Origin of the sequence: Botrimarina colliarenosi, assembly GCF_007859955.1 — a bacterium.
GTDB classification, from domain to species: Bacteria; Planctomycetota; Planctomycetia; order Pirellulales; family Lacipirellulaceae; genus Botrimarina; species Botrimarina colliarenosi.
In genome coordinates this window covers 121,240-147,048 of record NZ_SJPR01000006.1, presented here as the reverse complement: position 1 = coordinate 147,048, position 25,809 = coordinate 121,240, and the positions used below count along the sequence as shown (strand labels likewise).

The 25,809-nt window shown below is 65.8% G+C and carries 16 protein-coding genes and 1 pseudogene; 10 read left to right on the top strand and 7 right to left on the bottom strand.

Annotated elements, in window-relative coordinates; all coding sequences use genetic code 11:
• Nucleotides 1–288 precede the first annotated feature (288 nt).
• From Pla108_RS18120 to Pla108_RS18110, 4 genes and pseudogenes are all read left to right on the top strand, one after another.
• Nucleotides 289–810 (top strand): DUF2243 domain-containing protein, encoded by a 522-nt coding sequence (locus tag Pla108_RS18120; protein WP_231934548.1) that lies wholly within the window; start codon nucleotides 289–291, stop codon nucleotides 808–810.
• Nucleotides 811–1,223: 413 nt separating this feature from the next.
• The gene (locus tag Pla108_RS21490; protein WP_261342529.1) at nucleotides 1,224–1,352 is read left to right on the top strand and encodes a hypothetical protein; all 129 of its coding nucleotides are present in this window, start codon (nucleotides 1,224–1,226) and stop codon (nucleotides 1,350–1,352) included.
• A 398-nt stretch (nucleotides 1,353–1,750) separates the two neighbouring features.
• A pseudogene (locus Pla108_RS21370) lies at nucleotides 1,751–1,996 on the top strand (integrase core domain-containing protein); the annotation flags it as partial.
• Between the two features lie 612 nt (nucleotides 1,997–2,608).
• Nucleotides 2,609–5,635, top strand: coding sequence for a beta strand repeat-containing protein (locus Pla108_RS18110; protein ID WP_197526678.1), 3,027 nt, complete (start codon nucleotides 2,609–2,611; stop codon nucleotides 5,633–5,635).
• 150 nt (nucleotides 5,636–5,785) lie between these two features.
• On the opposite strand, the gene Pla108_RS18105 is transcribed toward Pla108_RS18110, so the two are convergent.
• From Pla108_RS18105 to Pla108_RS18095, 3 genes are all read right to left on the bottom strand, one after another.
• The gene (locus tag Pla108_RS18105) at nucleotides 5,786–8,056 is read right to left on the bottom strand and encodes an HlyD family efflux transporter periplasmic adaptor subunit (protein ID WP_146446387.1); all 2,271 of its coding nucleotides are present in this window, start codon (nucleotides 8,054–8,056) and stop codon (nucleotides 5,786–5,788) included.
• A gap of 101 nt (nucleotides 8,057–8,157) precedes the next feature.
• The gene (locus tag Pla108_RS18100; protein WP_146446386.1) at nucleotides 8,158–9,168 is read right to left on the bottom strand and encodes an efflux RND transporter periplasmic adaptor subunit; all 1,011 of its coding nucleotides are present in this window, start codon (nucleotides 9,166–9,168) and stop codon (nucleotides 8,158–8,160) included.
• 46 nt (nucleotides 9,169–9,214) lie between these two features.
• Nucleotides 9,215–11,347, bottom strand: a complete 2,133-nt coding sequence (locus Pla108_RS18095; RefSeq protein WP_146446385.1) for an efflux RND transporter periplasmic adaptor subunit — start codon at nucleotides 11,345–11,347, stop codon at nucleotides 9,215–9,217.
• 310 nt (nucleotides 11,348–11,657) lie between these two features.
• Here Pla108_RS18095 and infA point away from each other — a divergent pair, with 310 nt between their 5' ends.
• The 5 genes from infA (at nucleotide 11,658) to Pla108_RS18070 (ending at nucleotide 18,022) form a co-directional block, all read left to right on the top strand.
• Nucleotides 11,658–11,888, top strand: a complete 231-nt coding sequence (gene infA / locus Pla108_RS18090; RefSeq protein WP_146446384.1) for a translation initiation factor IF-1 — start codon at nucleotides 11,658–11,660, stop codon at nucleotides 11,886–11,888.
• A gap of 328 nt (nucleotides 11,889–12,216) precedes the next feature.
• Entirely contained in the window at nucleotides 12,217–13,926 is a 1,710-nt protein-coding gene (locus Pla108_RS18085; RefSeq protein WP_146446383.1) for a hypothetical protein, read from the top strand.
• A 238-nt stretch (nucleotides 13,927–14,164) separates the two neighbouring features.
• Complete coding sequence (gene lysA / locus Pla108_RS18080; RefSeq protein ID WP_146446382.1) at nucleotides 14,165–15,523, top strand: diaminopimelate decarboxylase; 1,359 nt, start codon at nucleotides 14,165–14,167, stop codon at nucleotides 15,521–15,523.
• 103 nt (nucleotides 15,524–15,626) lie between these two features.
• A complete protein-coding gene (locus Pla108_RS21055; protein WP_197526677.1) occupies nucleotides 15,627–17,567 on the top strand; it encodes a DNA-methyltransferase in 1,941 nt (646 codons plus the stop codon).
• 17 nt (nucleotides 17,568–17,584) lie between these two features.
• Nucleotides 17,585–18,022 carry a hypothetical protein gene (locus Pla108_RS18070; RefSeq protein WP_146446381.1) on the top strand — a complete coding sequence of 146 codons (438 nt, stop codon included), beginning with the start codon at nucleotides 17,585–17,587 and terminating at the stop codon, nucleotides 18,020–18,022.
• 327 nt (nucleotides 18,023–18,349) lie between these two features.
• On the opposite strand, the gene araA is transcribed toward Pla108_RS18070, so the two are convergent.
• From araA to Pla108_RS18055, 3 genes are all read right to left on the bottom strand, one after another.
• Complete coding sequence (araA, locus tag Pla108_RS18065) at nucleotides 18,350–19,840, bottom strand: L-arabinose isomerase (protein ID WP_146446380.1); 1,491 nt, start codon at nucleotides 19,838–19,840, stop codon at nucleotides 18,350–18,352.
• A gap of 66 nt (nucleotides 19,841–19,906) precedes the next feature.
• Nucleotides 19,907–20,602 carry an L-ribulose-5-phosphate 4-epimerase AraD gene (gene araD, locus Pla108_RS18060; RefSeq protein WP_146446379.1) on the bottom strand — a complete coding sequence of 232 codons (696 nt, stop codon included), beginning with the start codon at nucleotides 20,600–20,602 and terminating at the stop codon, nucleotides 19,907–19,909.
• 8 nt (nucleotides 20,603–20,610) lie between these two features.
• Nucleotides 20,611–22,290: a ribulokinase gene (locus tag Pla108_RS18055; RefSeq protein ID WP_146446378.1), complete on the bottom strand. Its 1,680-nt coding sequence runs from the start codon at nucleotides 22,288–22,290 to the stop codon at nucleotides 20,611–20,613.
• A 443-nt stretch (nucleotides 22,291–22,733) separates the two neighbouring features.
• Here Pla108_RS18055 and Pla108_RS18050 point away from each other — a divergent pair, with 443 nt between their 5' ends.
• Complete coding sequence (locus Pla108_RS18050; RefSeq protein ID WP_146446377.1) at nucleotides 22,734–25,076, top strand: sulfatase-like hydrolase/transferase; 2,343 nt, start codon at nucleotides 22,734–22,736, stop codon at nucleotides 25,074–25,076.
• A 49-nt stretch (nucleotides 25,077–25,125) separates the two neighbouring features.
• Here Pla108_RS18050 and Pla108_RS18045 read toward each other — a convergent pair whose 3' ends face one another.
• Nucleotides 25,126–25,707 carry an MFS transporter gene (locus Pla108_RS18045; RefSeq protein ID WP_146446376.1) on the bottom strand — a complete coding sequence of 194 codons (582 nt, stop codon included), beginning with the start codon at nucleotides 25,705–25,707 and terminating at the stop codon, nucleotides 25,126–25,128.
• Nucleotides 25,708–25,809: the final 102 nt, after the last annotated feature.

The following is a 25,809-nucleotide window of genomic DNA, read 5'->3' as shown; positions in this document are numbered from 1 at the left end:
CTCTCTGATTCGTATCTTTGTCGCTTCGACCACATTGGCGGGATCGGTGGCATGGGGTTGTCCCTACTGCAATTCAGACGTCGGCAAGGAGGTCGCGGCGGGGATCTTCAACGAAGACTTCTGGTTTAATGGCGCTCTGACGCTTCTGCCGTTGCCCGCCATGCTTCTTATCGTGGCGCTTATGCGTTTCGGCGCTCCCTGGAACTCTCGGAGTGAGCTTCCACCAGCCCCAACAGCGCACCGAACGGAAGCACCCCAGTCCGACTCTACGCCCAACTCGGAGACACCGTGAGCAACACTGTCATTACTCAGCCGCTGATCACAGGTGGCACAATGCTAGGGATCGGTCTGGGCGGCTTTGTCGATGGAATCGTCTTCCATCAGTTGCTGCAGCTCCACAACATGCTCTCAGCCCGATTTCCCGTTCGAGATGTCGAGGTTCGTACTTTGGCGGTCAATCTTGAGATCAATATGTTCTGGGACGGCCTCTTCCACGTGTTCTGCTGGATTATGGCGGCGATTGGTCTGGCGATGGTCTGGAACGCCGTACGCAATCCGCATGTGCCTCTCTCGACACGGACATTCGTAGGCTCCTTAAGCCTCGGATGGGGCCTGTTCAATCTCGTCGAGGGCGTCATCGACCACCATCTCCTCCATGTTCATCACGTGACTGAAACCTCAGGACATCTCGTTTGGGACCTGGGCTTTCTTGCTTCAGGCGCCGCTCTGCTATTGCTCGGGTGGGGCCTCATCCGGGCAGATCGTACACTCCTGATTGCTGCTCCCCGTGCAGTTTGGCCAGCCTCGTGACACCCACCAATTCCAGGGGGCCGCAGTCGAGTCTTTTGACATCCGAGATCTGCGTCGAACCGACACGCCGAGGGTTGTTTCCTCCTCGGCCAATGCAGCCAAGGCGTGAAGCCTCTCCGCAGACCCAGCCAGGCGGCTTGCAATAAGTCCCGCGAGCCCCTTCCGCCTTCGCCATCGCATCGGACCTCAGCGGTTGGCGCAGGTCCGATGCGATGGCGAAGGCGGAAGGGGCTCGCGCGTCTGAAGCGGCTGGTGGCTAATCAAGCGCTCGACATGGAGATCTTGAAGGAAGCCGCCAAGGGAAACTGGCCGCGTCCACTGATAAGTGGCCCGAGCGTAAGCGGCGGACCGTCGAGACGGTCCGCCGCTTACGCTCGGGGCCCAAGAAGGCGACCGAGCGTCGCGTCTGCCGCGTGCTGGGCCAGCCACGATCGACGCAGCGTTACGAGTTGAAGCGAGCGACGCTCGACGCCGAACTGCTGGCGGAGATGCGGAGCATCGCCGCGGAGCGGCCTTGCTTTGGCAGTTGTACCGCAGGCTGAGCAAGGGCGAACGCACCCGCCGTAAGCAGGCGACGGTAGCGCTGGGCAGACGGTTGCTCGTCTGGTGTTGGGCGATGCTACGAGATGAGAAGGACTGGGATGCCGAACGGCTTGGGCTCGCGGCATAGGCCCTGCGTGAACCCCACCGGCGGGAAGCAAGCTCGGCGGCGAGCTGCCGGGCGCAGCGGAGAACGGAACGATCGCGGCGGCAGAGCTCGTGAATTCTGGTGAGCGAAAGCTCGGCAACGGAAATGAGCGCCGCCGCGTCGCAGAGTTGTATGGGACCGTGACCCGGTCACGGACACCCCGGATAGTGACCTGAGCCGATCTCGCTGACGTCCTCGTAGAAGCTGCTGAACGGAGGAGAACGGAACTTGACAGTCCCGGCTTCATAGTGCCCCGAGTTCGTCGCCAAGAGCATCCGCCGCTGGCTCGACCGAGCCTGCGTGAAGACGCTCTACGTCGCCAAGTCGAGCCCTTGGGAGAATGGTTACATCGAGAGCTTCAACAGCCGCTTCCGCCAAGAGCTGCTCGACCGCGAGCTGTTCTTGGGGCTAGAAGACGCCCGCTGGTGCGTTGACCGGTGGCGCCTCGACTACAACCACTACCGACCGCACAGCTCACTGGGGTACAATCCGCCGGCGGAGTTCGCGGACCGCTGCCCCGCTCCCGCTCCGGGCCCTGCTCAGCCTACGGCTTCGCAGGGCCCTCCGCTCCAGCAGCCCAACGGAGTAACATCCAAGCATCCCGATTCTCTCATCGTGGCTGGCACATAGATCGGGGGAAGACCACCCAGCGGGAGGAACGCCTCGAATCTCGGCGCGAGCGGTTCCCGGCGACGCCGTTTTCGAAACGGAACTTGCCAGCCCGATGTGACGGCCAGCCCGGTGTGAGTCCAGCCCAGCGTGGCGGTCCATCGTCGCCGGAGCTTACACGGCGGGTCAGTAGCGACACCGCTTCAACGTGGCGCCCGTGCGCTGCTCAAAGTGATTGATCAAGCGACTGTCCGTATGCAGGGCCAAAAAACGCTGTCTATTCGCGACGCACGCGTATTACGATGGTGATTGTCAGCACGCGTATTACGATGGTGATTGTCAGCTGGCCACCCCTGAGCACGCTTCGGCCCGCTGGCTCGTCGTCTGATTAAGGTCGGCCTCCTCCTCAAGCTCCTCAAGCACGCCAATTCTTCGCACGTATTTCTAATGCGTCGCGTTCCGGCAGTCATTCCTTGTCTTCCTCCGCCTCGAACTTGCGGCATGCCAACCATCATGCGTAGCACCTCCCTCGCGCGAAGTCTCACTGTCGTCGCTGCTAGCCTCATCTGCCTGGAGGCCACCGCGCAGATCACTGAATCCGATTGGAACGATTCGCTGACGGGCAACCAACTCTGGCAAATCGATGGCAACTGGAGCACCCCTGCGTTCCCAGATGACCCGGGTCGTGCGGACCCCTCTGAAGAAGTCATCTCGCCCGTCATCGGCGCAAACCTCTCCGTGGGTCTCGGCGCTGATCTGAATCTTGATGTCGGCGCCACGGACGTAACCGTGGCTTCCTTGCGGCTCGGCGGGACCGCCGGTCCGGTCACGACGACCATCTCTTCGACGGGGGGTCGCCTCGTCTTCGAGAACTATGAGTTGAATAACAATCTCGACCCCGAGAATGTCATCCCTTCTTTCAACTCGAGTCAAGCGTTGCTCGTTAGCGGTGGAGTTCCCGGCTCGACCAACGTCATCAGCGCTCCGATCTTGATCAACAACGAACGGGTTGAGATCAAGTCGCTGGATGACTTCGTCACGACCAATGACCTCACGATCACCGGCTCAATCACCTTCGGCGCCGGAACCTCGCAACTCAATCTAGCCACCAGCGACGCCGAGCTGCATATCAACGGCGACGTCGTGGTAACGAACGTCAACACCGAAGACGGAGTGGCCGACGGCGGCATCAACCGCTCGGGCCCCGGGACGGTCCGCATCAACGGAATTATCTCGGGGGATGGGCGGCTCGAGCTTGGCGGCGGAGATGACACGACAACCGTGCTGAGTGGCGCCAACACCATTAGCGGGACCGTCGTCGCCTGGGGACCGATCGTGCTCGACAACGACCTCGCCTTCGGCACAGCCGTTATCCGGCGCGGCGGCGTCATGTCGTCAACCGACGACAACCGCACGATCAACAACGAGTGGGCTTTCTCGGACTACGTTACGATCGCCGGTGAGCACAGCCTCGACTGGGCAGGCGGCCTCACGCAGAAAAACTCACGAGGGATCGTTAACCAATTGCCGGCCGGAAAGACCTTCACCGTTTCTGGCCAGATCGGCGCCGATGGCGATCCCCCCGAGGGAACCAAGCGTGAGCTGTACTTCGACGGGAGCGGCGAGACAATTGTCTCCGGCGAAATGAAGAACCGTATCGACGAGTTAGAGAACGAGCCCCAGTCGTTCGGTTTCCGTGGCACGGGGACGGTGCGTATCACCGGTGTTAACAACTCCTATTCGGAGGCGTCCTACATTGAGGGCGCCAACGTCCACTTCGCGTCCAACGACTCGCTCCCCATCGCTGAAATCCGTTCGATCGCGGGTTCGGTCGGAGTCGACACCGGAACCCTCTACGTGGCTGGCGATCCCAATACGGTCAACTCGGCATTTATCGCGAAGCTAAACAACCGGAGCCAGCGACCGCTTACGCCGGCCGGTGATGTCGTCTGGTTCTTTGACTACGATCACGGCGGCCTGATGCTCACCGCAGCGGAGGCCGACGCGGACTTCGACTTCACTTCGGGCGACTTGTCTCCCGTTTCCGACATGTCGTTGGCCGGTGGCGCGAACGGCATCACGTACACCGGTTCGGTGACCCCCGCGGACTCGACCTACCGCTTCGGTGGCGGCACGGGCGAGATCACCTTGCCCGGAACGAACCAGCTGACCGGCGCCAACAAATTGGTGGCGACCAACGGCCTCGACTCGGGGACGCTCCGCGGTTTGGGGGGCGTCCGCATCACCGGAACGAACGATTACACGGGAGCGACGCTTATCGAAGGCAACACGCTCAGCAGCCGTTCCGCGGGATTCCAGAGCGGTTCCTACGCCGGCACGACACTCACCGTCTTGGACTTAGCAGACGGTGGTCAGACCAGCGGCATCGGTGCGTCTTCCAGCGACGCGTCCAATCTGATTGTGCAGGGATCGACGCTTCGCTACGAGGGAAATGGCGACGCGACCGACCGGCTGTTTACGATCGGCACCCGGGGGGCGACGATCGACTCGTCGGGAAGCGGCCCCCTGATCTTCAGCAGCACGGGCGCCTTGACGATCGACACGGCAGAAGACCGCTCTGGTGTTGTTAGCGGCCCGGCTTTCGGATTCCAGACGGGCGTCACCCAGGCCAGCTCCTCGGTCGCCTACAACATTGGCGACACCAGCGATCTGGTTCCAGGAATGCAGATCAGCGGGAGCTTTTTGACCGAGTCGGGTAGCGATGACGACGAAGTCATCACGATTGTCAAGATTCAGAGCCCGACGCGTGTCCAGTTCAGTGACCCGGTCGGTCCGTTTGTAAACTTCGCAGCCGCGGCCTCAACCCTCAGCTTTGTCGACGTGGAGCGCACGTTTACGCTCGCCGGCGACAACACCGGCGATAACGTGCTCAACCCGACGATCAGTGACTCGGCGACCGGCGTCGTCAATCTAGCTAAATCGGGTTCCGGAAAGTGGATTGTGAATGGAATCAATACCTACAGCGGCGACACCATTGTCGAGGACGGAGTGCTTAGCATCACCAACTCGTATTTGTCGGACACGGGCAACGTCGAGGTAGGCGGTGGTGGCTTGTTCGATCTCGATTTCGCCGGGACCGATACGATCGGCGCTCTCTACCTAGACGGCATTCCCCAACTTACGCTTGGGACCTTCGGCGGCATCGGCTCGGGCGCCGACTTCGAGAGTTCGCATTTCTCGGGCTCGGGCCTTCTGGGGACAACCGCCATTCCCAACACGCAGCTCGCCGGTGACTTCAACAACGATGGCGTGGTGAATGCCGCCGACTACACCGTCTGGCGTGACAACGAAGGCGCCGCCGAAGGGACCTTGGTCAACGCTCCTGGCACCCCCGGAGTCATTGGCAGCGACCACTACGACCTCTGGGTGAGCAACTACGGCGCGACGATCTTCGGAGCGGCGTCTTCCGCGGCCTCCGCAGCAGTCCCCGAGCCGGGCGCACTCGCTCTGTTCCTCGCTGCAATCGCTACGTCGTTGACCAATCGATGGCGGCATCCGACCGCTTGAGGCGACCCACAGCGCCACAAGCGACGACTGGGCATGCCACTTGGGCGTGCCGTGCGTGTCCGCAAGCGAAGGTTTTTCTTGCGGGTCGTCGGACCACCGAGAGGCCCGTGAAAGGCCATCGCCGCATGGAAGAATTGGCGGTCCTTACTCTCACAGATCGAAATTCACCGTCCGGGTTAGGTAACGCCAGAAGCGTTGCCAGAGGGTGCGGGGTTCGATCGTGATCTTCGCCTCGCCCACCAGCCCGACGCGCAGCAAGTCGTGCTGCTGCTGGGCCGCCTCGGGGAGGCGGTCGTAGTCGCCCAGCGGGATGATCGCTTCGTACATCGGCGAGAGCGGCTTGGCGGCGCCGGAGGGGTCGGTCTCGGTGGCGACCGAACCGCCGGTGAGGCTCGACAGTCGGGGGGGCGTCTCGGGCAGCTCTTCGCTGGAGATCTTCGTGATCTTGCTCACATACTTGAGGTCTGTGGTCTGGTTGAGCATCAAGCGGACCGCTTGGCCTTCCAACACGAGGTCGATGTCGTCTTGGCCGATCACGATGCGGGCCTCGAGCGACCGCTGGTCGCCGATGCGGCAGAAGCGGTCACCCGACTCGAGCGTCGCGCCGCGGTTCTCGGGTTTGAGCGGCGTCCCTTCCCAGACGGCGAGGTCCTTCGGGTCCTGGCCGCGGTTGGTGCGGTAGTCGGGTTCCATGACGACGCCGGCGACCGGCGCCCGCAGCACCAGGCGCTCGGCGTCCTCGAGCTGCTTCTTGAGTTGCTCCTTAGCGCCGGCGAGACTCTCGCGCACCTGGGCCAAGCGGCTCGAGGCGGTCTCGTCGCTGAAGGCGACCGTCTCGAGCGAGCGGATCTCCGCCTCGTAGCCGGCGACCTCGCCCTCGAGGCGGGCGATCTCGACCTCCAGGTCGAGGCTCTTCATGCGGCCGAGCTCTTGCCCAACGACGACGCGGTCGCCCGGCTTCACCAGGACCGCCTCCAGCGTGGCGGGGACCTCGGCGTAGACGCTCACCGCGCCGCGCGGGTGGACCACCGCCGGGCAGTAGACGTACGCCGGCAGGGGGACCGTCGCCACCGCGGCGATGACGCCGGCGATGACGAGCAGCGTGATCAACAGCGGGACGCGTTTCACCTTGTTCAGCCTCCCGGGAACCTTGAAGAACTTGAAGAGCTTGACGAAGGGCTGCCCAACGAGCCCCCATAGGGCCATCGCCCCGATCGCCTGCCCCAACGGCTTGAGCCCGTACGGCTCGAAAACTTGATTGAGGAAGTAGAGGATCGAGAGCACGACGACCCACCGGTAGATGGCGGCCGCCACGGTGTAGGTCGCGAACAGAAACTGATTGCGTTGCGGCAAGAAGGGGTCGTCCTGCTGCTCCATCCCCAGGCACCACTCGGCCGCCTTCCGCGTCAGGATCGAGCTCGACTTCTGGCGGAGGTTGGGCACCTCCAGCAGGTCGCTGACGATGTAGTAGCCGTCGTACCGCAGCAGCGGGTTGGCGTTGAACAGGATCGTGCTCACCGAGCTGACGAACATGATGTTCAGACAGACATAGTGCAGCAGCCCCGGCTCGGTGAACCACCAGATGTAGGTGCAGATCGACGCGAGCACCACTTCGACATACATGCCCGCCGCGCCGATCGCGGCCCTGTGCCACTTGTTGGGGAGCATCCACGAGTCGCTGACGTTGCAGTACAGGCACGGCGTCAGCACCAGCAGCATGACGCCCATCTCGTGGCACTCGCCGCCGAAGTGCTTGCACGAAAGACCGTGGCCGAACTCGTGGAGGATCTTGGTGCAGGCGAGTACGACCGCCAGCAGCATCCAGTTCTCGGCTGCGAAGAACGTGTTGAAGGCGGGCAGCTTCGACTGGAACACGTCGAACTGCACGCCGATCAGCAACAGCGCCGACAGGCAGAGCATCATGCAGAGGACGAACGCCGTCTGGCTGAAGAACCAGCGGACCGGCGGGAAGCTATAGAGCAGGTTGAGGATCCAATCGGGATCGATCCCCTTGAAGCGGACCGAGAGGATGTTGGTGAACTTCTGCTGCAGCTCCTTGCCGACGCGTTCGTCGCGGCGTTTCTTGAGCTGGTCGCCCTGCCCCGGGGCGTCGGTGATGACCAGGCCGCTGCGGTGCAGGGTGCCGACGAACTGTTGCAGCTCTTCGGTGCGGATCGACTGCGGCGGGAAGCGCCGTTCGAACTCCTCGGCGATCTCGTCGAGGCTCGAGTCGCCGTCGAGCATCTCAAGGATCGCGAACTCCTCTTCCTCGAAGCGGAAGTACTGCAGGGCGACCGGGTCCTTCACGACCCAGTAGACGCGGCCCTGGTAGCGCTGCTTCTTCGCCTCGAGGTCGGGACGCACCCGGATCGGCAGCCGCCGGCTGCTGGAGGAGACCAGGCTGTCGGCGAGGGAAGCCATGGAGGGATTGCGGAATTGGGATTGCGGATTAGTAAGGGGACGTCACCTAATCGGTCAGCAGACCCGAGTCCGCAATCCGCAATCCCCAATCCGCCATCGAATCACCGGGTGCTACTGCCATTGGCGCCTCGTCCGCCCACCGCGGCGCCGTCGCTCGTCCCCAGATGGATCTTCATGGTCGCGATCAAGTTCGGGCTGATCAGCCACCGGCCGTTCTCGAGGCGATTGGAAATCTCGGCGCGGACACGGTAGCGGGCGCGCTGGCCGTCGTACTCCGCCAGCGGGTCGACGTAGACGACGAAACCGGTCGCCTGCTCGGTGCGGTCGGGCCCGACGCGGACGTTGATCGTGACGCGGCAGTTCTCAATGTCGCGGGGGTCAAACTCGTCGAAGTAAACCCAGCCATCGACCTGCAGTGTGTCGAGGCGGGCGACTTCGGCGATGGTGTCGCCGGGCTGGACCCATTCGCCCTCTTCACGGTGGAGCCGCAGCACCTCGCCGCCAAACTGGGCGCGGATGCGGCGCTTTTCAAGGGCGATCTCGGCCAGCTGCATCTCGGCGCGCTTGACGTTGACTTCCATCAGGGCGAGCTGCTGGTCCTTGGCGGCCTTGTCGCCGCCGAGCTGGGCCCGCTTCCATTCGAGCTGTTCCTTGCGGACCTCGGCCTCGGCGACGGCGCCCGCCATCTGGGCGTTGGCCTGCATCACCTCGAGGTAGTCGGCCTTCTCGACCTCTTCCTGCGCCTTGGCGTAAACGATTTCGATCTCGTCCCGGGCGCGCATCACGGTGAGCCGGTACTCCGCCTCGGCCCGTTTGTAGGCCTGTTCGGCTTCGCGGGTGTCGATCTCGGCGATGACGTCCTCGGCCTGGAACCGCGAGCCGCGTTTGACGCCGACGTGAGTGAGGATCCCCGACTCGGTGGCGGCGAGGTCCCGCTTGGTCACCAGGCCGACGACGCAGCCGCCGATGTCGTGCGTCCGCCCGCCACGCGGCGCCGCGGCGCGGCCGCCCGGCTCGGCGGGCAGATTGATCTGCGCGACGGCGCCGGCAGCGATCAGCCAACAGGCCGTGATCGCAGCGATGCGGGGGCAGAGAGTTGTCAGGGCGTTCATGATCGGGGCAATCCCGGGTTGGGGTCGGCTCTCGCCGAGCGATTCGTCACAACCGGAACAGAATCTTCGAGCGGACAAAGTCCACCAAGTCGTGCAGGTAAGCGTACGCCAGGCTGGCGCGGCCGCAGTGGACGCGGGCCTTGACCTCGGCGCCCACCTTGGGGTCGGTCGCCGCTTCGCGGAATTCTTTCTGGTCGAATTCGACGGTCAACAGCACGGTGTTCCCGTCGTCGCCGCGGACCTCGGCCGAGGCGGCGATGCCGGGCTCCGTGAGGCGGCCGGTGAGGGTCTGCTCGGTGTTGGTCGCGAGCAGGAACTCGACCTCGAGGCTCTTGTCGGGCGACTCGCGGATCGCCTTGGTGATATGGCCGAGCCGCTTCTCGGGCATCTCGACCTCGAGGATCCATTCGCCCTCGGGGTCGGCGATCTCGAGCAGCACCTGCCCACGCCGCACCGGACGGCCCATCAGCCGCTCTTCGACGCGCGACGTGATGACCTGGCCGGTCAACGGGCTCGTCACGGTCAGCTGCTGCTGCTTGGTCTCGAGCAACTTCAACTCGGCCCGCAACGAGATCAGCTCTTCGTAGAGGCTCGCCCGGCGGCCCAGCTTTTGGGCCCGCTCTTCGGGGGACAACTCGTCGCCGCGTTGGCCGGTGATCTCGCGGTTGATCGTGGCGTGCTCGGCGTCGATCGTGTTGAGGCGTCCCCGGGTGGCGGTGAGGTCTTTCTCGAGGTCGACACTCTCGAGCTCCACGAGCGCTTGGCCCCGCTCGACTTGCGCCTCGTCGGTGACGTCGATCGATTTCACGGTGCCGTCGATCTGGGCGAAGACGTTCGCCACGTCACGCGGCCGGAGCTTGCCGTCTCCTTCCAGCAAGAACTCTTTCTGGACGAGGAGCGACGCGGCGATGGCGCCGGCGATCGCCCCGGTGACCAGCACCGTCTTGGGGAGCGTGTGGCGGCGGAACATCCAGGTCGCCTTGCCGAGCGTCTTCCAGAGAGGCATCAGGAAGAGCCCCTCGTGCTCGAGGGCGTTGCCCAGCGCGGTTTCGCTGTGCGACCGGACCACGTCGACGCGTTGGGTGAAGCCGTCGGCGATGCGGTTGTCGACCATCTGCTCGACGATCAGCGCGCCGATGACGTCGCCTTCGCGGCGGCCGCCTTTGCGGACATCCTCTTCCGTCGCCTCGGGGTCGACGCCGCGGCGGTCGACTAGCGGGAGGATCGCCATCGCCTTGGTCTGCGACTCATCGACATAGGCGTCGAGCGCCTTCTCGACCTGCGGGGCGAGCTTCGACGTGTCGCCCGTGTACCAGACGTCCTCGCCGGTCTTCGCGACGGCGCGGGCCAGCTTGGTGAGCAGCGTCGAGACGTTTGATCGGGTGTCGAACGTGTCCTGGCCGCTGATCGCCTCGATCTTCGGTTTGCGGCCGCGGCCGACGGCGACCGTCACCCGGTCGGCGCCGATCAGGCGGCGTCCCTCGTTGGCGATCGTGTAGGCGCTCTGCCGGACGTCGAGGCGGTCGTGGGCGAGGCGGGTGAACGACTCGAGCTGTTCCCACAACGACTGTTTGTCCGCCAGGAGCGCGAGGCGGCGGCCCCGCAGGTAGTCGCCCGCGAGCTCGCAGACCTGCAGCAAGAAGTTGAGGTAGCCCTGCTGTACCTGGGGCCGGGCGCCGGGACGTTGGAAGACCTCGACGACGCCCTGGGCGCCCTGGTCGTTGTGGACCGGGGCGAGGACGAGCAGGAAATCGGTGGCGTTGGCCGGCAGGTGCTCGCCCGAGGCGGCGTCGACCAACTCGTCGTCGGCGCTGAAGCCCGAGTGAGGGGGGACCACCGCCCCCTCCTTGAAGCCGGGGCCGACGGGCGCCGACAGCACGCGGTGCACGAGGCGGCCGTGCTGCTCTTGGGCGATCGGATTCTCCGCGAGGCCGGTCTGGCGGAGGTTGATCTGGTAGCCGAGCTGCAGCTGACCGGTGTCGGAGACGGTCCAGATCGCGCCGCCGGGGGCCGCCAGGGCGGAGACCACCTTGTTGAGGAACTCCTCGTAGTATCGCTCCGGAGAGATATCCTGGCGTGAAAGCTCCGAGATCTGCCGGACAATTGTCTGAATCTCCGCCTTGGCACGGCGGACCGCGTCGTCGTCGGGAGCGGCGGCGGGTTGCGAGAATTGGGTCACAGTCCCTCAAGGTTACAGCAAAGCCTGGGATACCGCCGCATCGAAGCAGAGCGATAGACGCTCCCCCCAGGCGGTTGGGCCGGCATAACCGGCCCCCCGGGGATTGACGCGGTTGTGGTGGCCTCCGGGGCTGTGGATTGGTACACTCGTAGGGCTTGGAGAAGCCCCTGGTGCGCAATCGCGTTCGCCCCGGCGGGATGCAAGCACATCTTCCTCCCCCCAATTACAGGCGTTGGGCCGACGGATTTGTCTCGCTGGGATTGGTTTCCAGTCGGGCCCGTCGGCCTACCAATCCCGGCTACCGGACCGCATGGCGAAGCAGAAAGAAAAAGAAGAAGCCCTCGAAGTCGAAGGGACCGTGACCCAGGCCTTGGCGAACACACGCTTTAATGTCGAGATCGAGGGTGGCCACATTGTGAACGCCTACATCGGCGGGCGGATGCGGAAGCACTACATCCGTATTGTTCCCGGTGACCGGGTACGCGTCGAGCTGTCGCCCTACGACCTGACGAAGGGCCGCATCACCTACCGCGAACGCTAGCAGGCGGTGCGAGACGGACCTCTAGCGAGCCGCGACCGTCAGGGAGCGGCCGGGCGACCGCGACATCGCCCGGTCTTCCCTTACGGCCGCGGCTTTTTTTGATTCTCTAGCGTCAAGCCGGCAAGAAACGCCTCGCGATCTTGCCAGCGTGGCAAGAAACGCGCAAGTTGTGCGAATCCCCCAAAGCGGCGCACCGGTCGCCGAACCTTCGCCCCTCCGCACGTTAGGACACGCCAGCGTGATCTCTTTAGCACCGCGACCCTCCGTTCGCCGCCCCCTGACCCGACGCCAAGTCGCCCTCGTGGCGCTCGCCGCGTTGGCGTCCACGGTGGCCCCCCTCGTGGCCCGGGCCCAGGCGGTCGCCGCTCCGGAGGCCCCCGCGGCCGCGGTCGGCACCCAAACGATCGCCGTTGCGGCCCTGACGGACTACAACCAGCTGCTCCGCGAGATCGACTTCCTCGGCGAACTCGGCGGCCGCCCGGCGACCTCCGACATGATCGAGGGGATGCTCGCCTTCTTCACCGGCGGCCGCGGCCTCGAGGGACTCGACAAGACCCGCCCGATCGGCGTGGTCCTGCAGACCGACGGCGCCAGCTTCGCCCCGATCGGCTGCCTGCCGATCGCGGACCTGACGCCCGTCTTGGAGCTCGCCGAGAACTTCGGCTTCGAGCCCGTGGAGATCGGCGCGGGCGTCTACGAGCTCGAGCTCCCGGAGCAGACGGTTTACTTCCAGCAGACGGGCGATTGGACCTTCGTCGCCCCGACGCCCCTGGCCCTCACCCAGGCGCCGGCCGACCCGTCGTCGATGCTCAAGAAGCTCGTCGGGACCTACGACCTGGGCGTGACGCTCTACGCCCAGAACGTGCCGGACATGTACCGGCAGATCGCCCTCGAGCAGCTCCGCCAGGGGATGGAAGAGGGGCTTGTTCAACAAGAAGGCGAGACCGAGGAAGACTTCCAGGCCCGCCGCGAATTGGCCGAGGCCCAGATCGAGCAGCTCGGCGACCTGATCGAAGGGCTCGATGTCGTCACCATCGGCTGGTCGATCGACTCCGAAGGCAAGCGGACGTTCATCGACGCCGAGCTGACCGGCGCCGACGGGTCGGACATGGCCCTGGCGATGGACGCCTACAAGGACCCCACGAGCGGCGTCGCCGGTTTCCACCGCCCGACCGCCGCTATGAGCCTGCTGACCAGCGGCGTCACGCCGCCTGAACTGCTTGAGAAGCAGAAGGGGCAGACCGAGGCCGCCATCGAGATGGTCCGCACGCAGATCGACAAGGCCCTGCAAGAACAGATCGAAGCGGGCAAGCTCCCGGATGACCCCGATGTCCAGGCCGCCATCGAGGGGGCGACCGATGACCTCGTCGATGTCTACGCCGACATGCTCCGCACCGGCCGCATCGAGATCGGCGGCTCGCTAGACCTCGCTGGCGAAGGCTTTGACCTGATTGTCGGCGGCTACGTCGTCGACCCGTCGAAGGTCGAGTCGGCCTTCAAGAAGCTGGCCGAGGCCGCTTCGAAGGACGAGAAGTTCCCTGGCGTCGAATGGGGCTACGCCACCCACAGCGGCGTCACGCTGCACGGCATGACGGTCCCCGTCCCGGCCGAGGCGGGCCAGCTCCGCGAGGCGGTCGGCGAGTCGGTCCGCGTCATCATGGGCGTCGGCAATGAGCGCGTTTACTTCGCCGCCGGTCCGCGGGGCGAGGAGTCGCTCAAGGCGGCGATCGATGGATCGGCCGCGCTGACCGACAAGACCATCCTGCCGGGCGAGTTGATCGTGTCGGTCGGCCAGGTCCTCGGCGCCGCCGAGAAGGTCGCCCCGCCGAACGCCGCCCCGATGATCGGCCTCATCCTCGATGCGATGAAGGACACGCCCCCCGGCGCCGACCGGCTGGTCATTACGTCCGAGGCGATCGACCGCGGCATGCGGGTCCGCTACCTGATCGAGGAAGGCGTCCTCAAGGCGATCGGCAAGGCGGCCGCCACCGCCGCCGCCATGCAGCAGCAACGGGGCGGCCCTCCCGGCGGGTTCTGAACCTGCCGCGTCGCCCGATGGTCCAACGAAAGGGCCCGCCACCCGTGGCGGGCCCTTTTTCGTTGCCGACAAAACAACGTGAAGCGAGCCCCCGACGTCAAAGAGAGTGCGCCGGGTACCCAGGTTCCTCCCCCGACTGACGTCTGGGGGCTCGCCGTGGCTGGGGGCTCTTTATTTCGCTGCGGGGCATTACCGTAGGACTTCCTGTTTCTTCGCCTCCCTCTCCGACCCCGCCAACGTGTCCCCGATCACGACCCACTTCGCCGGCCTCTCCATCACACAACTCGCCGAGCAGTTCGGCACGCCGGTCTATGTCTACGACGCGGCGATGATCCGTCAGCGGGTGCGCGACCTGGCGCCGTTCGATGTGGTGCGGTACGCCCAGAAGGCGTGCTCAAACCTCTCGATCCTCCGCCTCGTGCGAGAAGAAGGCGCCCTGGTCGACGCCGTGAGCGCCGGCGAGATCGCCCGCGCGCTGGCCGCTGGCTACGCCCCCTCGCCCCAGGACCACGACGACGACGCGATCCGGGCGGGCCACCACCCGGCGATCGTCTACACGGCCGACGTCTTCGACCGGGCGAGCCTCGACGCGGTCCTCGAACACGACCTGCCGGTCAACTGCGGCTCGCCCGACATGATCGATCAGTACGGCGAGCGCTGCCACGCGCTCGGCCGACGCCGCGGCGTGACGCTCCGCATCAACCCCGGCTTCGGCCACGGCCACAGCCAGAAAGTGAACACCGGCGGCGAGGGGAGCAAGCACGGCGTCTGGCACACCGATGTCGCCGACTGTGTACGCCGCGCCGAGCGCTGGGGCCTCCGCGTCACCGGCATCCACATGCACATCGGTTCGGGGACCGACATGACGCACCTCGGCAAGGTCGGCGCCGCCCTCGAGCAAGTCGCGCAGCAGGTCGGCACTAGCGTGCTGACGATCTCCGCCGGCGGCGGCCTCAGCACGCCTTACCGGGGCGACGAGCCGTCGGTCGACGTCGCCGCTTACTACGAGACTTGGAACGCCGTCCGCGAACAGCTCGCCGCGTCACTGGGCCATGCGGTGAACCTCGAGATCGAGCCGGGCCGCTACCTGGCCGCCGAGTCGGGCGCCCTCCTGACCGAAGTCCGCGCCGTGAAGCGACAAGGCTCGGTCGAGTACGTGCTGGTCGACGCCGGGTTCAATAACCTGGTGCGGCCGGCGATGTACGGGGCGTACCACCCGATCGGGCTGGCGCCCGCGAATGCGGATTCAAGCGGTGACGCGATCAAGACCCCGGCAATCAACCCGGAAGCATCGCGCGAGCGCGTCATTCCGCAATCCGCAATCCGCAATCCGCAATCCTTTGTCGTCGCCGGCCCGCTCTGTGAGTCGGGCGACGTCTTCACCCAGAAAGACGGCGGCTTCGTCGAAGCCCGCCCCCTGCCCCGCCCCGCGGTGGGCGACCTGCTGGTGATCGGCGCGGCGGGCGCCTACGGCTACACGATGGCGAGCAACTACAACAGCAAGCCGCTCAGCGCCGAGGTGCTCGTCGAGAACGGCGAGCCCCGGCTGATCCGCCGGGCGCAGACGGTGGAAGACCTGCTGCAGCACGAAATCTAGGCGATTGCCGAGCCGCGACCTTCGGGAAGCCGGTCATCGGCCCTGCAAATCCCCCCCGACCGACTCCCTGACGGTCGGGGCTCGTTTCGGTACGCTAGCACGCATGAGCACCGCCACTGAAACGGCTCGTCCGACGAGCGATTCCGCAATCCGCAATCCGCAATCCGCGATCTCTGTGGACGCGATCCACCGCGGCGATTGCCTCGAATTGCTGCGGCAGTTGCCCGACGAGTCGATCGACCTGGCGTTCGCCGACCCGCCGTACAACATCGGCTTCAAGTACGACGAGTACCAAGACAACCACGCCGACGACGTCTACCTCGGCTGGTGCGAGCGGTGGATCACGGAGCTGCACCGCGTCGTCAAACCGACTGGGGCGTTCTGGCTGGCGATCGGTGACGAGTACGCCGCCGAGCTGAAGGTCGCCGCCAAAGAGATCGGTTTCACGGCCCGCAACTGGGTCGTCTGGTACTACACGTTCGGCCAGAACTGCCGACGGAAGTTTAACCGCTCGCACGCCCACCTGTTCCACTTCGTCAAGGACGAGGAGCGGCACACGTTCAACGCGGCCGACCCGTCGCTCCGCATCCCCTCGGCGCGGGCGCTGGTGTACGGCGACCGCCGCGCCAACCCGACGGGGCGGCTTCCCGACGACACGTGGATTCTGCGACCTCAGGACCTCCGCGAAGACGACGCCGCGTTCCACCCGCAGGACGACACCTGGTACCTAAGCCGCGTGGCCGGCACGTTCAAAGAACGCCAAGGCTTCCACGGCTGCCAGATGCCGGAGCAACTGCTGGGGCGGATCGTCCGGGCGAGCTCAAACGAGGGGGAGGTCGTGCTCGACCCGTTCGCCGGCAGCGGCACAACGCTCGCCGTCGCCAAGAAGCTCGGCCGCCGGTGGCTCGGCTTCGAGCTCTCGAGCGACTACGTGAAGTACGCGACCGAGCGGATCGAGGGGGTCACGCCGGGTGACGAGCTCCACGGCCCCGCCGACCCGGTGCGGAGCTCGCCCACAACCGCCGCCGGGCGACGGTTGAAGGGCCACCCGATGGCGGACGCGCAGGCTAAAAGCGATGTGCCAAATCCCCCTCCCCCAAGGGGGGAGGGGTTAGGGGAGGGGGAAACCCTGGTACCCGTTTCAAAAGCCCCCTCCCCTAGCCCCTCCCCCGAAAGCGGAGGAGGGGGAACGCGCGCGGCCACTCTTTCCCTCCGCGACCTCACCCGACAAGCGCTCGTCGACGCCTTCCATGCGGCCTCCGGCGGCGCCTCGGCGGACTGGCTGCTCTGCCGGCCCGAGTTGCAGGCGGCGTACCACACGGCGTGCCACGACGCGGGCCTGATGGGATCGCCGTACGAGTGGAACCGCGAGCTGCTGAAGCTCCGCAAAGCGGGGATGCTTGGGAAGGGGACGAGGGACGGGGGACGAGGGACGGGGGATAGCGCTGCCGCCAGCCCTCACGCCTCAGGCCTCAAGCCTCCGGCCGCGTACGCGGCCGAGATCGCCTGGGCCAAGGTCCGGGCGAAGCACGCCGACGCGTCGCTCGATGACCTGCTCTGCGACCCAGCGAAGCTCGAGCTGTTCGACAAGTACGCCCGCCAAGCGGCGCCCGGCAGCGACGTGAGCGCCTACCGCTGGGAGGCCCTCCGGCTCCGTAAGTCGGCCAAGACGCACAAGGCCGAGGCGAAACAGTACGACTACGTCGTCGAGAAGCCGCTCCGTGACGTGCTCAGCGAGCGGCCGAAGAAGCTCACCCCCCGCGCCGCCAAAGCCCTCGCCAACGTCGGTGGCGTCTACTTGGTAACCACCGCGAAGAAGCCGGCCGAGGGCGCCGTCGGCTACGTCGGAGCCGCGGACGACCTGGGCGAACGGCTCGCCGCGCACCTCGCCACGCCAGTCGCCCGTGGCGAGGTCTACTTCGCCGTCGTCACTGACGACGACCTGCCCAGCCCCGACTACCGCGACGCCCTGCGGTGGAACCTCGTGCACGCTTTGCGGCCGACGCTGTCGGTTGATTTGCTGAGGGATGGGTCGGAGCTTTGAGGACGGGGACTGGATAAATGACGGCGACCGAGAAGACGCTAATTGAGCATGACCTCAAGGGTTCGCACGAGTATCCGCCTAGCTTCGATCTTCTCGATTTGGAAAGGCGAGCCTTCTTACTCCTCTGTGAGCTCGAAGCTGTTACTGGCAGGCGCCTGGCATTCGAGGGTGGCATCCACAATCAGGACGCCTCCTTTAGCGTTACCATTCGTCTTTCTGAGACGCCATACAAGAATCTCACATACGTCTGCGATCTACGATTCTCGAACTTTGGCGAGATGGTCGCTGTAACGGACGAGAACTACGAGGCTACGACGGAGTGCTCAGATATCTTCGAGATCGCGCGACGACATAGGTTCGTTCCCATCCGCCGTGAGTTACTTGATCGACCCTACGATGGGGTTAATGGAGACGCCTTCGATACGTGGTGGATTCGGTTCTTCGATTGGCTCTAAAGGTAGATGGGTGGCCGGGGTCGTAGCGCAGCGGAGTCCCCGGCGCGCCGGCGAGACGGCGTCCACTCCGCTGCCCCCGGGGCTCCGGCTAAAGCCGTGCGCCGAGCTCCCCTTACTGCGTGCGGGGGGGTGGAAATCTGAGCTGGATGGTCGGTGGCGCCATTTCCCCCTCCCTTTCAGGGAGGGCTAGGGGAGGGTCGAAATTCTCCGCAACGCGGCGGGCTGTCGTTGCGAGAGATTGACCCGCGAGAATCAATGCCTCCTCGATGGGGGAAGCGTTTCACCCTCCCCTAGCCCCTCCCTGAAAGGAAGGGGGATTCTGCGTTCTTACCTGTTCGAGCGCCGCAGCGACTCTCGCAGCTCACGTAGCCGTGTGTCGGCGTCGATCACCACCAGCTCAACGCCGAGCATCGCGGCGAGGTCCTCGTAGTGCTCGGTCGTTAACGCCTGGCTGAACGTCGGGTGGTGCGAGCCGCCCGCGTAGATCCACGCCGCCGCCGAAGTCTTCAGGTCGGGGGCCGGCTTCCAGACCGCGCGGGCGACCGGCAGCTTTGGCAGCGCGTGCGGCGGCTCGATCGTTTCCACCTCGTTGACCACCAAACGGAAACGGTCGCCGAGGTCGACGATCGTCGCGTTCACCGCCGGGCCGGCCGGGGCGTCGAAGACCAGCCGCACCGGGTCTTCCTTGCCGCCGATCCCGAGCGGGTGGATCTCGCAGCTCGGCTGCCCCGCGGCGATCGAGGGGCAGATCTCGAGCATGTGCGAGCCGAGCACCAAGTCGTCTCCCGACGCGGGGAGGTGGTACGTGTAGTCTTCCATGAAGGTCGTGCCGCCCGGCAGGCCGTGGGCCATGACCTTGCTCGCCCGGGTGAGGGTGGCCGCCTTCCAGTCTCCCTCGCCGCCGAAGCCGTAGCCGTCGGCCATCAGCCGCTGCGAAGGGATGCCCGGCAGCTGCTTCATGCCGACGAGGTTCTCGAACGTGTCGGTGTAACCGCCGAAGCCCCCCTCCTCGAGCAGCGAGCGGATGCCGAGCTCGATGCGGGCCGCGTCGCGGAGCGACTGACGCCGCGGGCCACCAGCGCGAAGCTCGGCCGCCATCTTGTACGACTCGTCGTACTCGCCGCAGAGGGTGTCGACGGCGGCGTCGCTCATCGAGTTGATCCGCTCAACGAGCTCGCCGACGCCGTAGCCGTTGACCGAGACGCCGAGCACCTCTTGGGCGGCGATCTTGTCCCCCTCGGTGACGGCGACCTCGCGCATGTTGTCGCCGAAGCGGGCGATCTTGGCGTTGGCCAGCTCGTGCCGGCCGGCGGCGGCCCGCGTCCAGACGCCGACCTGCCGGACGACGTCGGCGTCGGTCCAGTGGCCGACAACGACCTTCCGTTCGAGGCGCAGTCTTGTGCAGATGAACCCAAACTCGCGGCCGCCGTGGGCCGACTGGTGCAAGTTCATGAAGTCCATGTCGATCGACGACCACGGGATCTCACGGCCGAACTGCGTGTGCAGGTGCAGCAGCGGCTTGGTGAGCGCCCGGAGCCCGGCGATCCACATCTTGGCGGGCGAGAACGTGTGCATCCAGGCGATGACGCCGATGCAGCGGTCGTCGCTGCTGGCCGCGGCGAGCGTCGCCTTCATCTCTTCGGGCCGGGTCAGCACGGGCTTGAAGACGACCCGCACCGGCACGTCGTCCGACGCGTCGAGCGACGCGGCCACTTGCTGGGCGTCCTTGGCGACCTGCTCCAGGGCCTCAGGGCCGTAGAGGTGCTGGCTGCCTGTGAGGAACCAGACTTCGTAAGTGCTGAGCTGCGGAAGGGACATGCGGGAGAGCGGCTGGATTAAAGAAGCAGGTTTTCTGTTAGGAGTTCGTAGCGGGGTGATTCTCGCTTACTTTTTCTGCCCGTAGTAGGCGCCCGGGCCGTGCTTACGCTGGTAATGCTTGTCGAGCAGATACGCCTCGACCGGACCAAGCGCCGGGTTGAGCGCCAGCGAGTCGATCGCCATCGCCGCGCACGCCTCGAGGGCGATTGCGTTCTTGACCGACTCGGCCGCGTTTTTCCCCCAGGCGAACGGGGCGTGGCTCGCCACCAGCACGGCGGGGATCGCGATCGGGTCGAGGTCGGCGAAGCGCTCGATGATCACGTGACCCGTGTTCGCCTCGTAGGCCGAGTCGATCTCTTCCTGCGTGAGCGGCCGGGCGACCGGCACGGTTCCCGAGAAATGGTCGGCGTGCGTGGTCCCGTAGCAAGGCAGCTCGCGCCGCGCCTGGGCGAACGCGGTCGCCTTCGGGCTGTGCGTGTGCGTGATGCCGCCGACGCCGGGCCACGCCTGATAGAGCAGCCGGTGCGTTGCGGTGTCGGACGACGGGCGGAGCTCGCCCTCGACGGTCTCGCCGGTCGCCAAGTCGAGCACCACCATATGCTCGGGACGCATCACGTCGTAAGCGACGCCGCTCGGCTTGATGACGAAGTGCTTGCCATCTTCGCTACGGCCGCTGACATTGCCCCAGGTGAGCGTCACGAGCCCCGCTGAGACGAGGTCGAGGTTCGCTTGGCAGACTTGTTGTTTGAGGTCCTCGAGCATTTCTTAATTCACCCCTTCCGAGCTTTGTCACGGATCGCGATCAGGTCCTTCATGACCGACGACAGCGAGCCCGACCACTCCTTCGAGCCGAACGCGTCGTGCAGCGTGCGGTAGATCTTGTACAGCTCGGCGTAGACGGCCGCGTTCTCGGGGATTGGCGTGTAGACCTTCTCCTTGACGCCGGTCATCGCCGCCTGGGCGGCGGTGACACTCGAGTGGGCGCCGCCGACAACGCCGCCGAAGATCGCCGCGCCAAGCGCACACGTCTGGGCCGAGCGACTGACCTTCATCGGGCGATTACAAACGTCGGCGTACACTTGCATCACGAACGCGTTCTTCTCGGCGATACCGCCGCAGTTGACGACCTCCTCCACCGAAACGCCGTACTCCTCGACTCGTTTGATGATCGTCAGCGCCCCGAACGCGGTCGCCTCGACCAAGGCACGATAAACCTCGGCGGCCGTTGTGTGCAGCGTTTGTCCGATTAACAGGCCCGTCAGCAACGGATCGACCAGGATCGTGCGGTTGCCGTTGTTCCAGTCGAGGGCGACGAGCCCCGTGGCGCCTGGCTTGAGCTGGGCCGCCTCGTCGGTGAGGGCGACGTGGGCGTCTCCGCCCGTGCCGTAGGACGCGGGGGTGAGGTTTTTGACGAACCAGTTGAAGATATCCCCCACGGCCGACTGCCCCGCCTCGAGGCCGTAGAAGCCGGGCAGGATCGATTCGGGCACGATGCCGCACAGACCCGGGATGTCGGGCAGTTCTTTAGCCAGCGGCGCCGGCAGGCAGTCGCAGGTGCTGGTGCCCATGATCTTCACCAGCGTCCCGTCGCCCGCCCCCGCCCCCACGGCGCCCATGTGCGCGTCGAACGCTCCCACCGCGACCGGCACGCCGGCCGGCAGGCCGACCTTTGCGGCGATCTCCTCAGTCAGCTCGCCCGCCTTCTGATCGGACGGAACCGCCTTGGTCTCGTAGCGGAACCGGCTCAGACCGGGCTCGACCGCTTCAAGAAACGCGACGCTCGGCAGGCCGCCCCACGCCTCGTGGTACATCGCCTTGTGCCCCGCGGCGCAGATGCCCCGGGCGCACTTGTCGGGCGCCGCGGTCCCGGTGACGTAGGCCGGCACAAAGTCGGCCAGCTCGACCCAACTCGCCGCCGCGGCGGCCACCTCCGGCGCGGTCCGCAGACAATGCGTGATCTTCGCCCAGTACCACTCCGACGAGTAAACGCCGCCGCACTTGGCCAGGTAGGGCTCGCCGCGCTCGGTCGCGAGCCGGGTGATCTCGATCGCCTCGCCGTGCGACGTGTGGTCCTTCCACAGCCAGGCGTGGGCGGCGGGGTGGTCCTTGAACCCCTCCTTGCAGGCGAGCGCTACGCCGTCGGCGTCGACGGGGATCGGCGTCGATCCGGTGGTGTCGACGCCGATGCCGGCCACGGCCGCGGGCGAGAACCCGGCGGCGCCCTTGGCCTGCTCGACCGCCTGCTTCACCGACTCCACAAAACCGTTGATGTAGTCGGCCGGGTTTTGGCGGGCGACGTTCGGGTCGCGGGGGTCGAGGAGGATGCCGGCGTCACCCGACGGGTAGTCGTAAACGGCGGTCCCGATCTCTTCGCCGGTGGAGGTGTTGACCACCAGGGCGCGGACGCTGTTCGTGCCGTAATCGACGCCGATTGCAAACTTATCTGCCACGGAAGCGAACCTTCTGAACCAAGGGGAAAAGGGTCGGTAGCCGAACTCGTCATCGAGGCGGGGGTTGGGCCCGGCCCCTCAAGACCGGGCGACCACCCTGGAAGGGTCCTCGACGAGCTCGAAACGAGGTATCGATCCTCCCCTTTGTACCTTCGCGGCTTGCCATTTGGGTAGCGCGGGCCCGTTTGGGTAGCGCGGGCGCCGTCGGCCGCCTGGGGGGGCTTCGATTGGGCTTTCACCGCCGCGGCGGGCCTATCGGGTCGCGTGGCATCGGCTCCGCAGCGGAACGCGGCGGCCTCGACCGGCGTCGTAGCCGCCGGGCGGGTCGAGCGACGTAAACTACCCTAGAGGGTCGGGCCTAGCGGGTCGGCGGCCCTCCGACGCTCTCCGCCGTTCCGCCGAGGGCTCCCTGAGAGCCCTCAACGCCTCCGGACGCTCAATCTGTGACCTTATTATCCTCAATCTCTCGCCGCTGGCGTGCCGCAACGGCCATCGCTCTTCTCGCCTGCCCGCTGCAGGGCCAGGGAGCGGCGCCGAATATCGTCATGGTCGCGATCGACGATCTGAACGACTTCGTCGGCCCGCTCCGCGGCGCCGAGGACGTGCTGCCCGACGCCGAGATCCGCGCCCGGTTAACGCCCAACCTGACGCGGCTCGCGGAATGGGGCGCCACCTTCACCAACGCTCAGACGGCCCACCCGGCGTGCAACGCCTCGCGCGCGGCGATCATGTCGGGCGTCTCGGGCGAGACCACCGGACTGACGGCGAACGACGGCGGCCTCAACTGGCGCAACTACGAGGCCACCCGCTACGCCACCACGCTGCCGCAGCACCTGAAGAATCACGGCTACGTCATCGAGACGACCGGCAAGGTCTGGCATAACAACGACAGCGACGCGCCCGACGACCGACGCGACGACGCCCCCGCCGACCGCGCGGCGACCGACTGGGACACCGTCCGGCCGTACCATCAGCGGGCCGCCGCGCCGCACCGCGTCCTCCAGCAGGAGTGGCCGATCGGCCGCGACCGGGCGGCCAGCCTACGCTGGAGCCGCTTGGTCCCGCGCAGCCGCGGCGACGAGGCGCCCACCATCGAGGCGTGGGAAGAGCTGACCGACTCGCTCGACGACCAACGCGCCGCCGCCTGGACCGCCGAGCGGATTTCGTCGCACGCTGAGAGCGACCCGCCACGCTTCTTGGCGACAGGCGTCTTCCACCCCCACCTGCCGTGGGACGCGCCGGGCGTCTTCTTCGACCGTTTCCCGATCGACAAGATCAAGACGCCCAAGACGCTCGCCGACGACTTGGCGGACCTCGGCCCCCTGGGCAAGCGGATGGGCATCCGCGCCGTTCATAAGAACGTGCTCGCCGCCACGCCCGACTCCGACCTCGCCTGGCGGACGGCGATCCAGGCGTACCTGGCGAGCGTTTCCTACGCCGACTTCGCCGTCGGCAAGATCCTCGACGCGGTCGAAGCGAAGAACACCGACGACGACCCCGCCAATGACTGGATCGTCGTCCTCTGGTCCGATCACGGCTGGCACCTGGGCGAAAAGCGGCTTTGGCACAAGTTCACCGTCTGGGAAGAGGCGGCCCGCTCGAACCTGATGGTCTACGCCCCCGGCCTGACGAAGCCGGGCGAGCGGATCGACGCCCCGGTCGAGTTGCTGGCGATCGCGCCGACCCTCTGCGAGCTAGCCGGCGTCGCCCCCCTGCCCCAAATGCAAGACGACAGCCTGCTGCCGCTCATCGCCCGCCCGGCCAGCGAACCTGGCGCGGTGGCGCTCACCAGCTTCGGCGAGACCGAAAAAGCCGACGCCGGCCTCCACGCCAAGAAGTACAGCCTCCGCTCGCAGCGGTTCCGCCTCGTCCACTACGAGGATGGCTCGCAAGAGCTGTACGACCATGACCACGACCCCGACGAGTTCTTCAACCTGCTGCATCCCGCCAACGAAGCGGAAGTGACCGCGTTCGGCCTGAACGCCTCACAGGTCGACGAGGTGCGTCGCTGGCTCGGCTCACGGCTGTTCGAACGACTCCTGAAGCTCAACAGCCAGGACGTGTTTGTCGATCACCAGGTCGACTTGGCGGCGATCGAGACATCGGGGCGTACGGCGATTCTTGACCCGACACCGCAAGGGAATACTGACTTTGATCGCTTCGAGCTGGCGGCCAGCGAAGACTTCCTCGTCGCGGCCGACGTCGAACTCGCCGGCGACGACCGCCGCGCCGAACTCCGCTTTGGCGTCGTTGCCGGCGAGGGGGCTTACGCCTTGGCTCTCGAGGACGGAGGCGCCTCGACGCGACTCCTCCGCTACGACGGCGACAAGGCCGAAACGCTCGGCGAAGCGACGCCCCTGGCGACCGACGCCCGCCCCAACGCCGAGCCCGGCGGCTCTTTTCGCCTGCTGGTCGACTACGCCGCTGCGACGCGAACCGTGGAGCTCCTCGTCCAGGACCGCTACGGCGTGAACCGGCTGCGCACCAGCCATGTGCTGAGCGCCGCCCTCCCGGCCGACAGTGGGTTCGCCGTCCGGGTTGAGGGCGAGCAAGGCGGGACGGGCGTCACGCGCGCGGTCCTCCTCGCCGAACCCGCTGCGCCGTTCCCGGGCGACTTCAACGGCGATGGCCTCGTCAACGCCGCCGACTCGACGGTCTGGCGCGACCAGCTCGGCAAGGTCGTGCCGGTCGGCTCCAGCGCCGATGGCGACTTTGATGGCCGCGTCGAGGACGACGACCGCAGTATTTGGACCGGCAACTATGGCCGCAAGGCCGTGGTTGAGTGAGTACCGCCAAAGACGCCGCGGACAAGGCTAGCCAGGTGTGTGACTTTCCTTACTGCTGTTGCAATCGAACTGACCGCAACTCGATGGGCAAACCACTTCCCGAGTCAAATCGGCACGCTGCAGTAACCGCTGCTTCGGCTACCGCTTCCACGGATTCACTCGAATCGTAGATCGCGGCAAGGGCGCCAAGTGCATAGTCACCGCCCGACCCAACCGCCCAGAAAGAATGGTACTCGGACACCTCACGATAGGTATCGAAAGAGAAGACTCCCGCCGGACTAACGACCAAACCTGTCATGTGATTTGATTCGTAGGGCTGACTGTCACTGTCCTTCTCCGATGTTAATAAGTAGTACTCATCTCGGAGTATTGGGTGGATTCGACGCAGGGTTTCAAAGAGGGCATCTGCACTCTCAAAATTGAAGTAGTCCGCTTTCTCCGTCGCTAACGAGCGGATGACGCGATGGTGCGCGACGCTTCCGACGATACCCATGTAGCCGCCGCCAATTGCATGAATCTTGGTCGGACTTCGCAACATTTCCGAAGAAACGAGTGTTGAGCCCTCCGATACCTGAGTATCCGCCGCAATCACGGCTCTGTCTTTCTTGCGTATTGCGACAATGGTTGACATCAGGAGTACTCCAGGAGTCGATACTGAACGGCGGTACCACGGCAAACGGTAGCGTCTGGCCGCTTGAGGTCGAGGGGCGCAGCTACGCGTTTTCTCACCCGC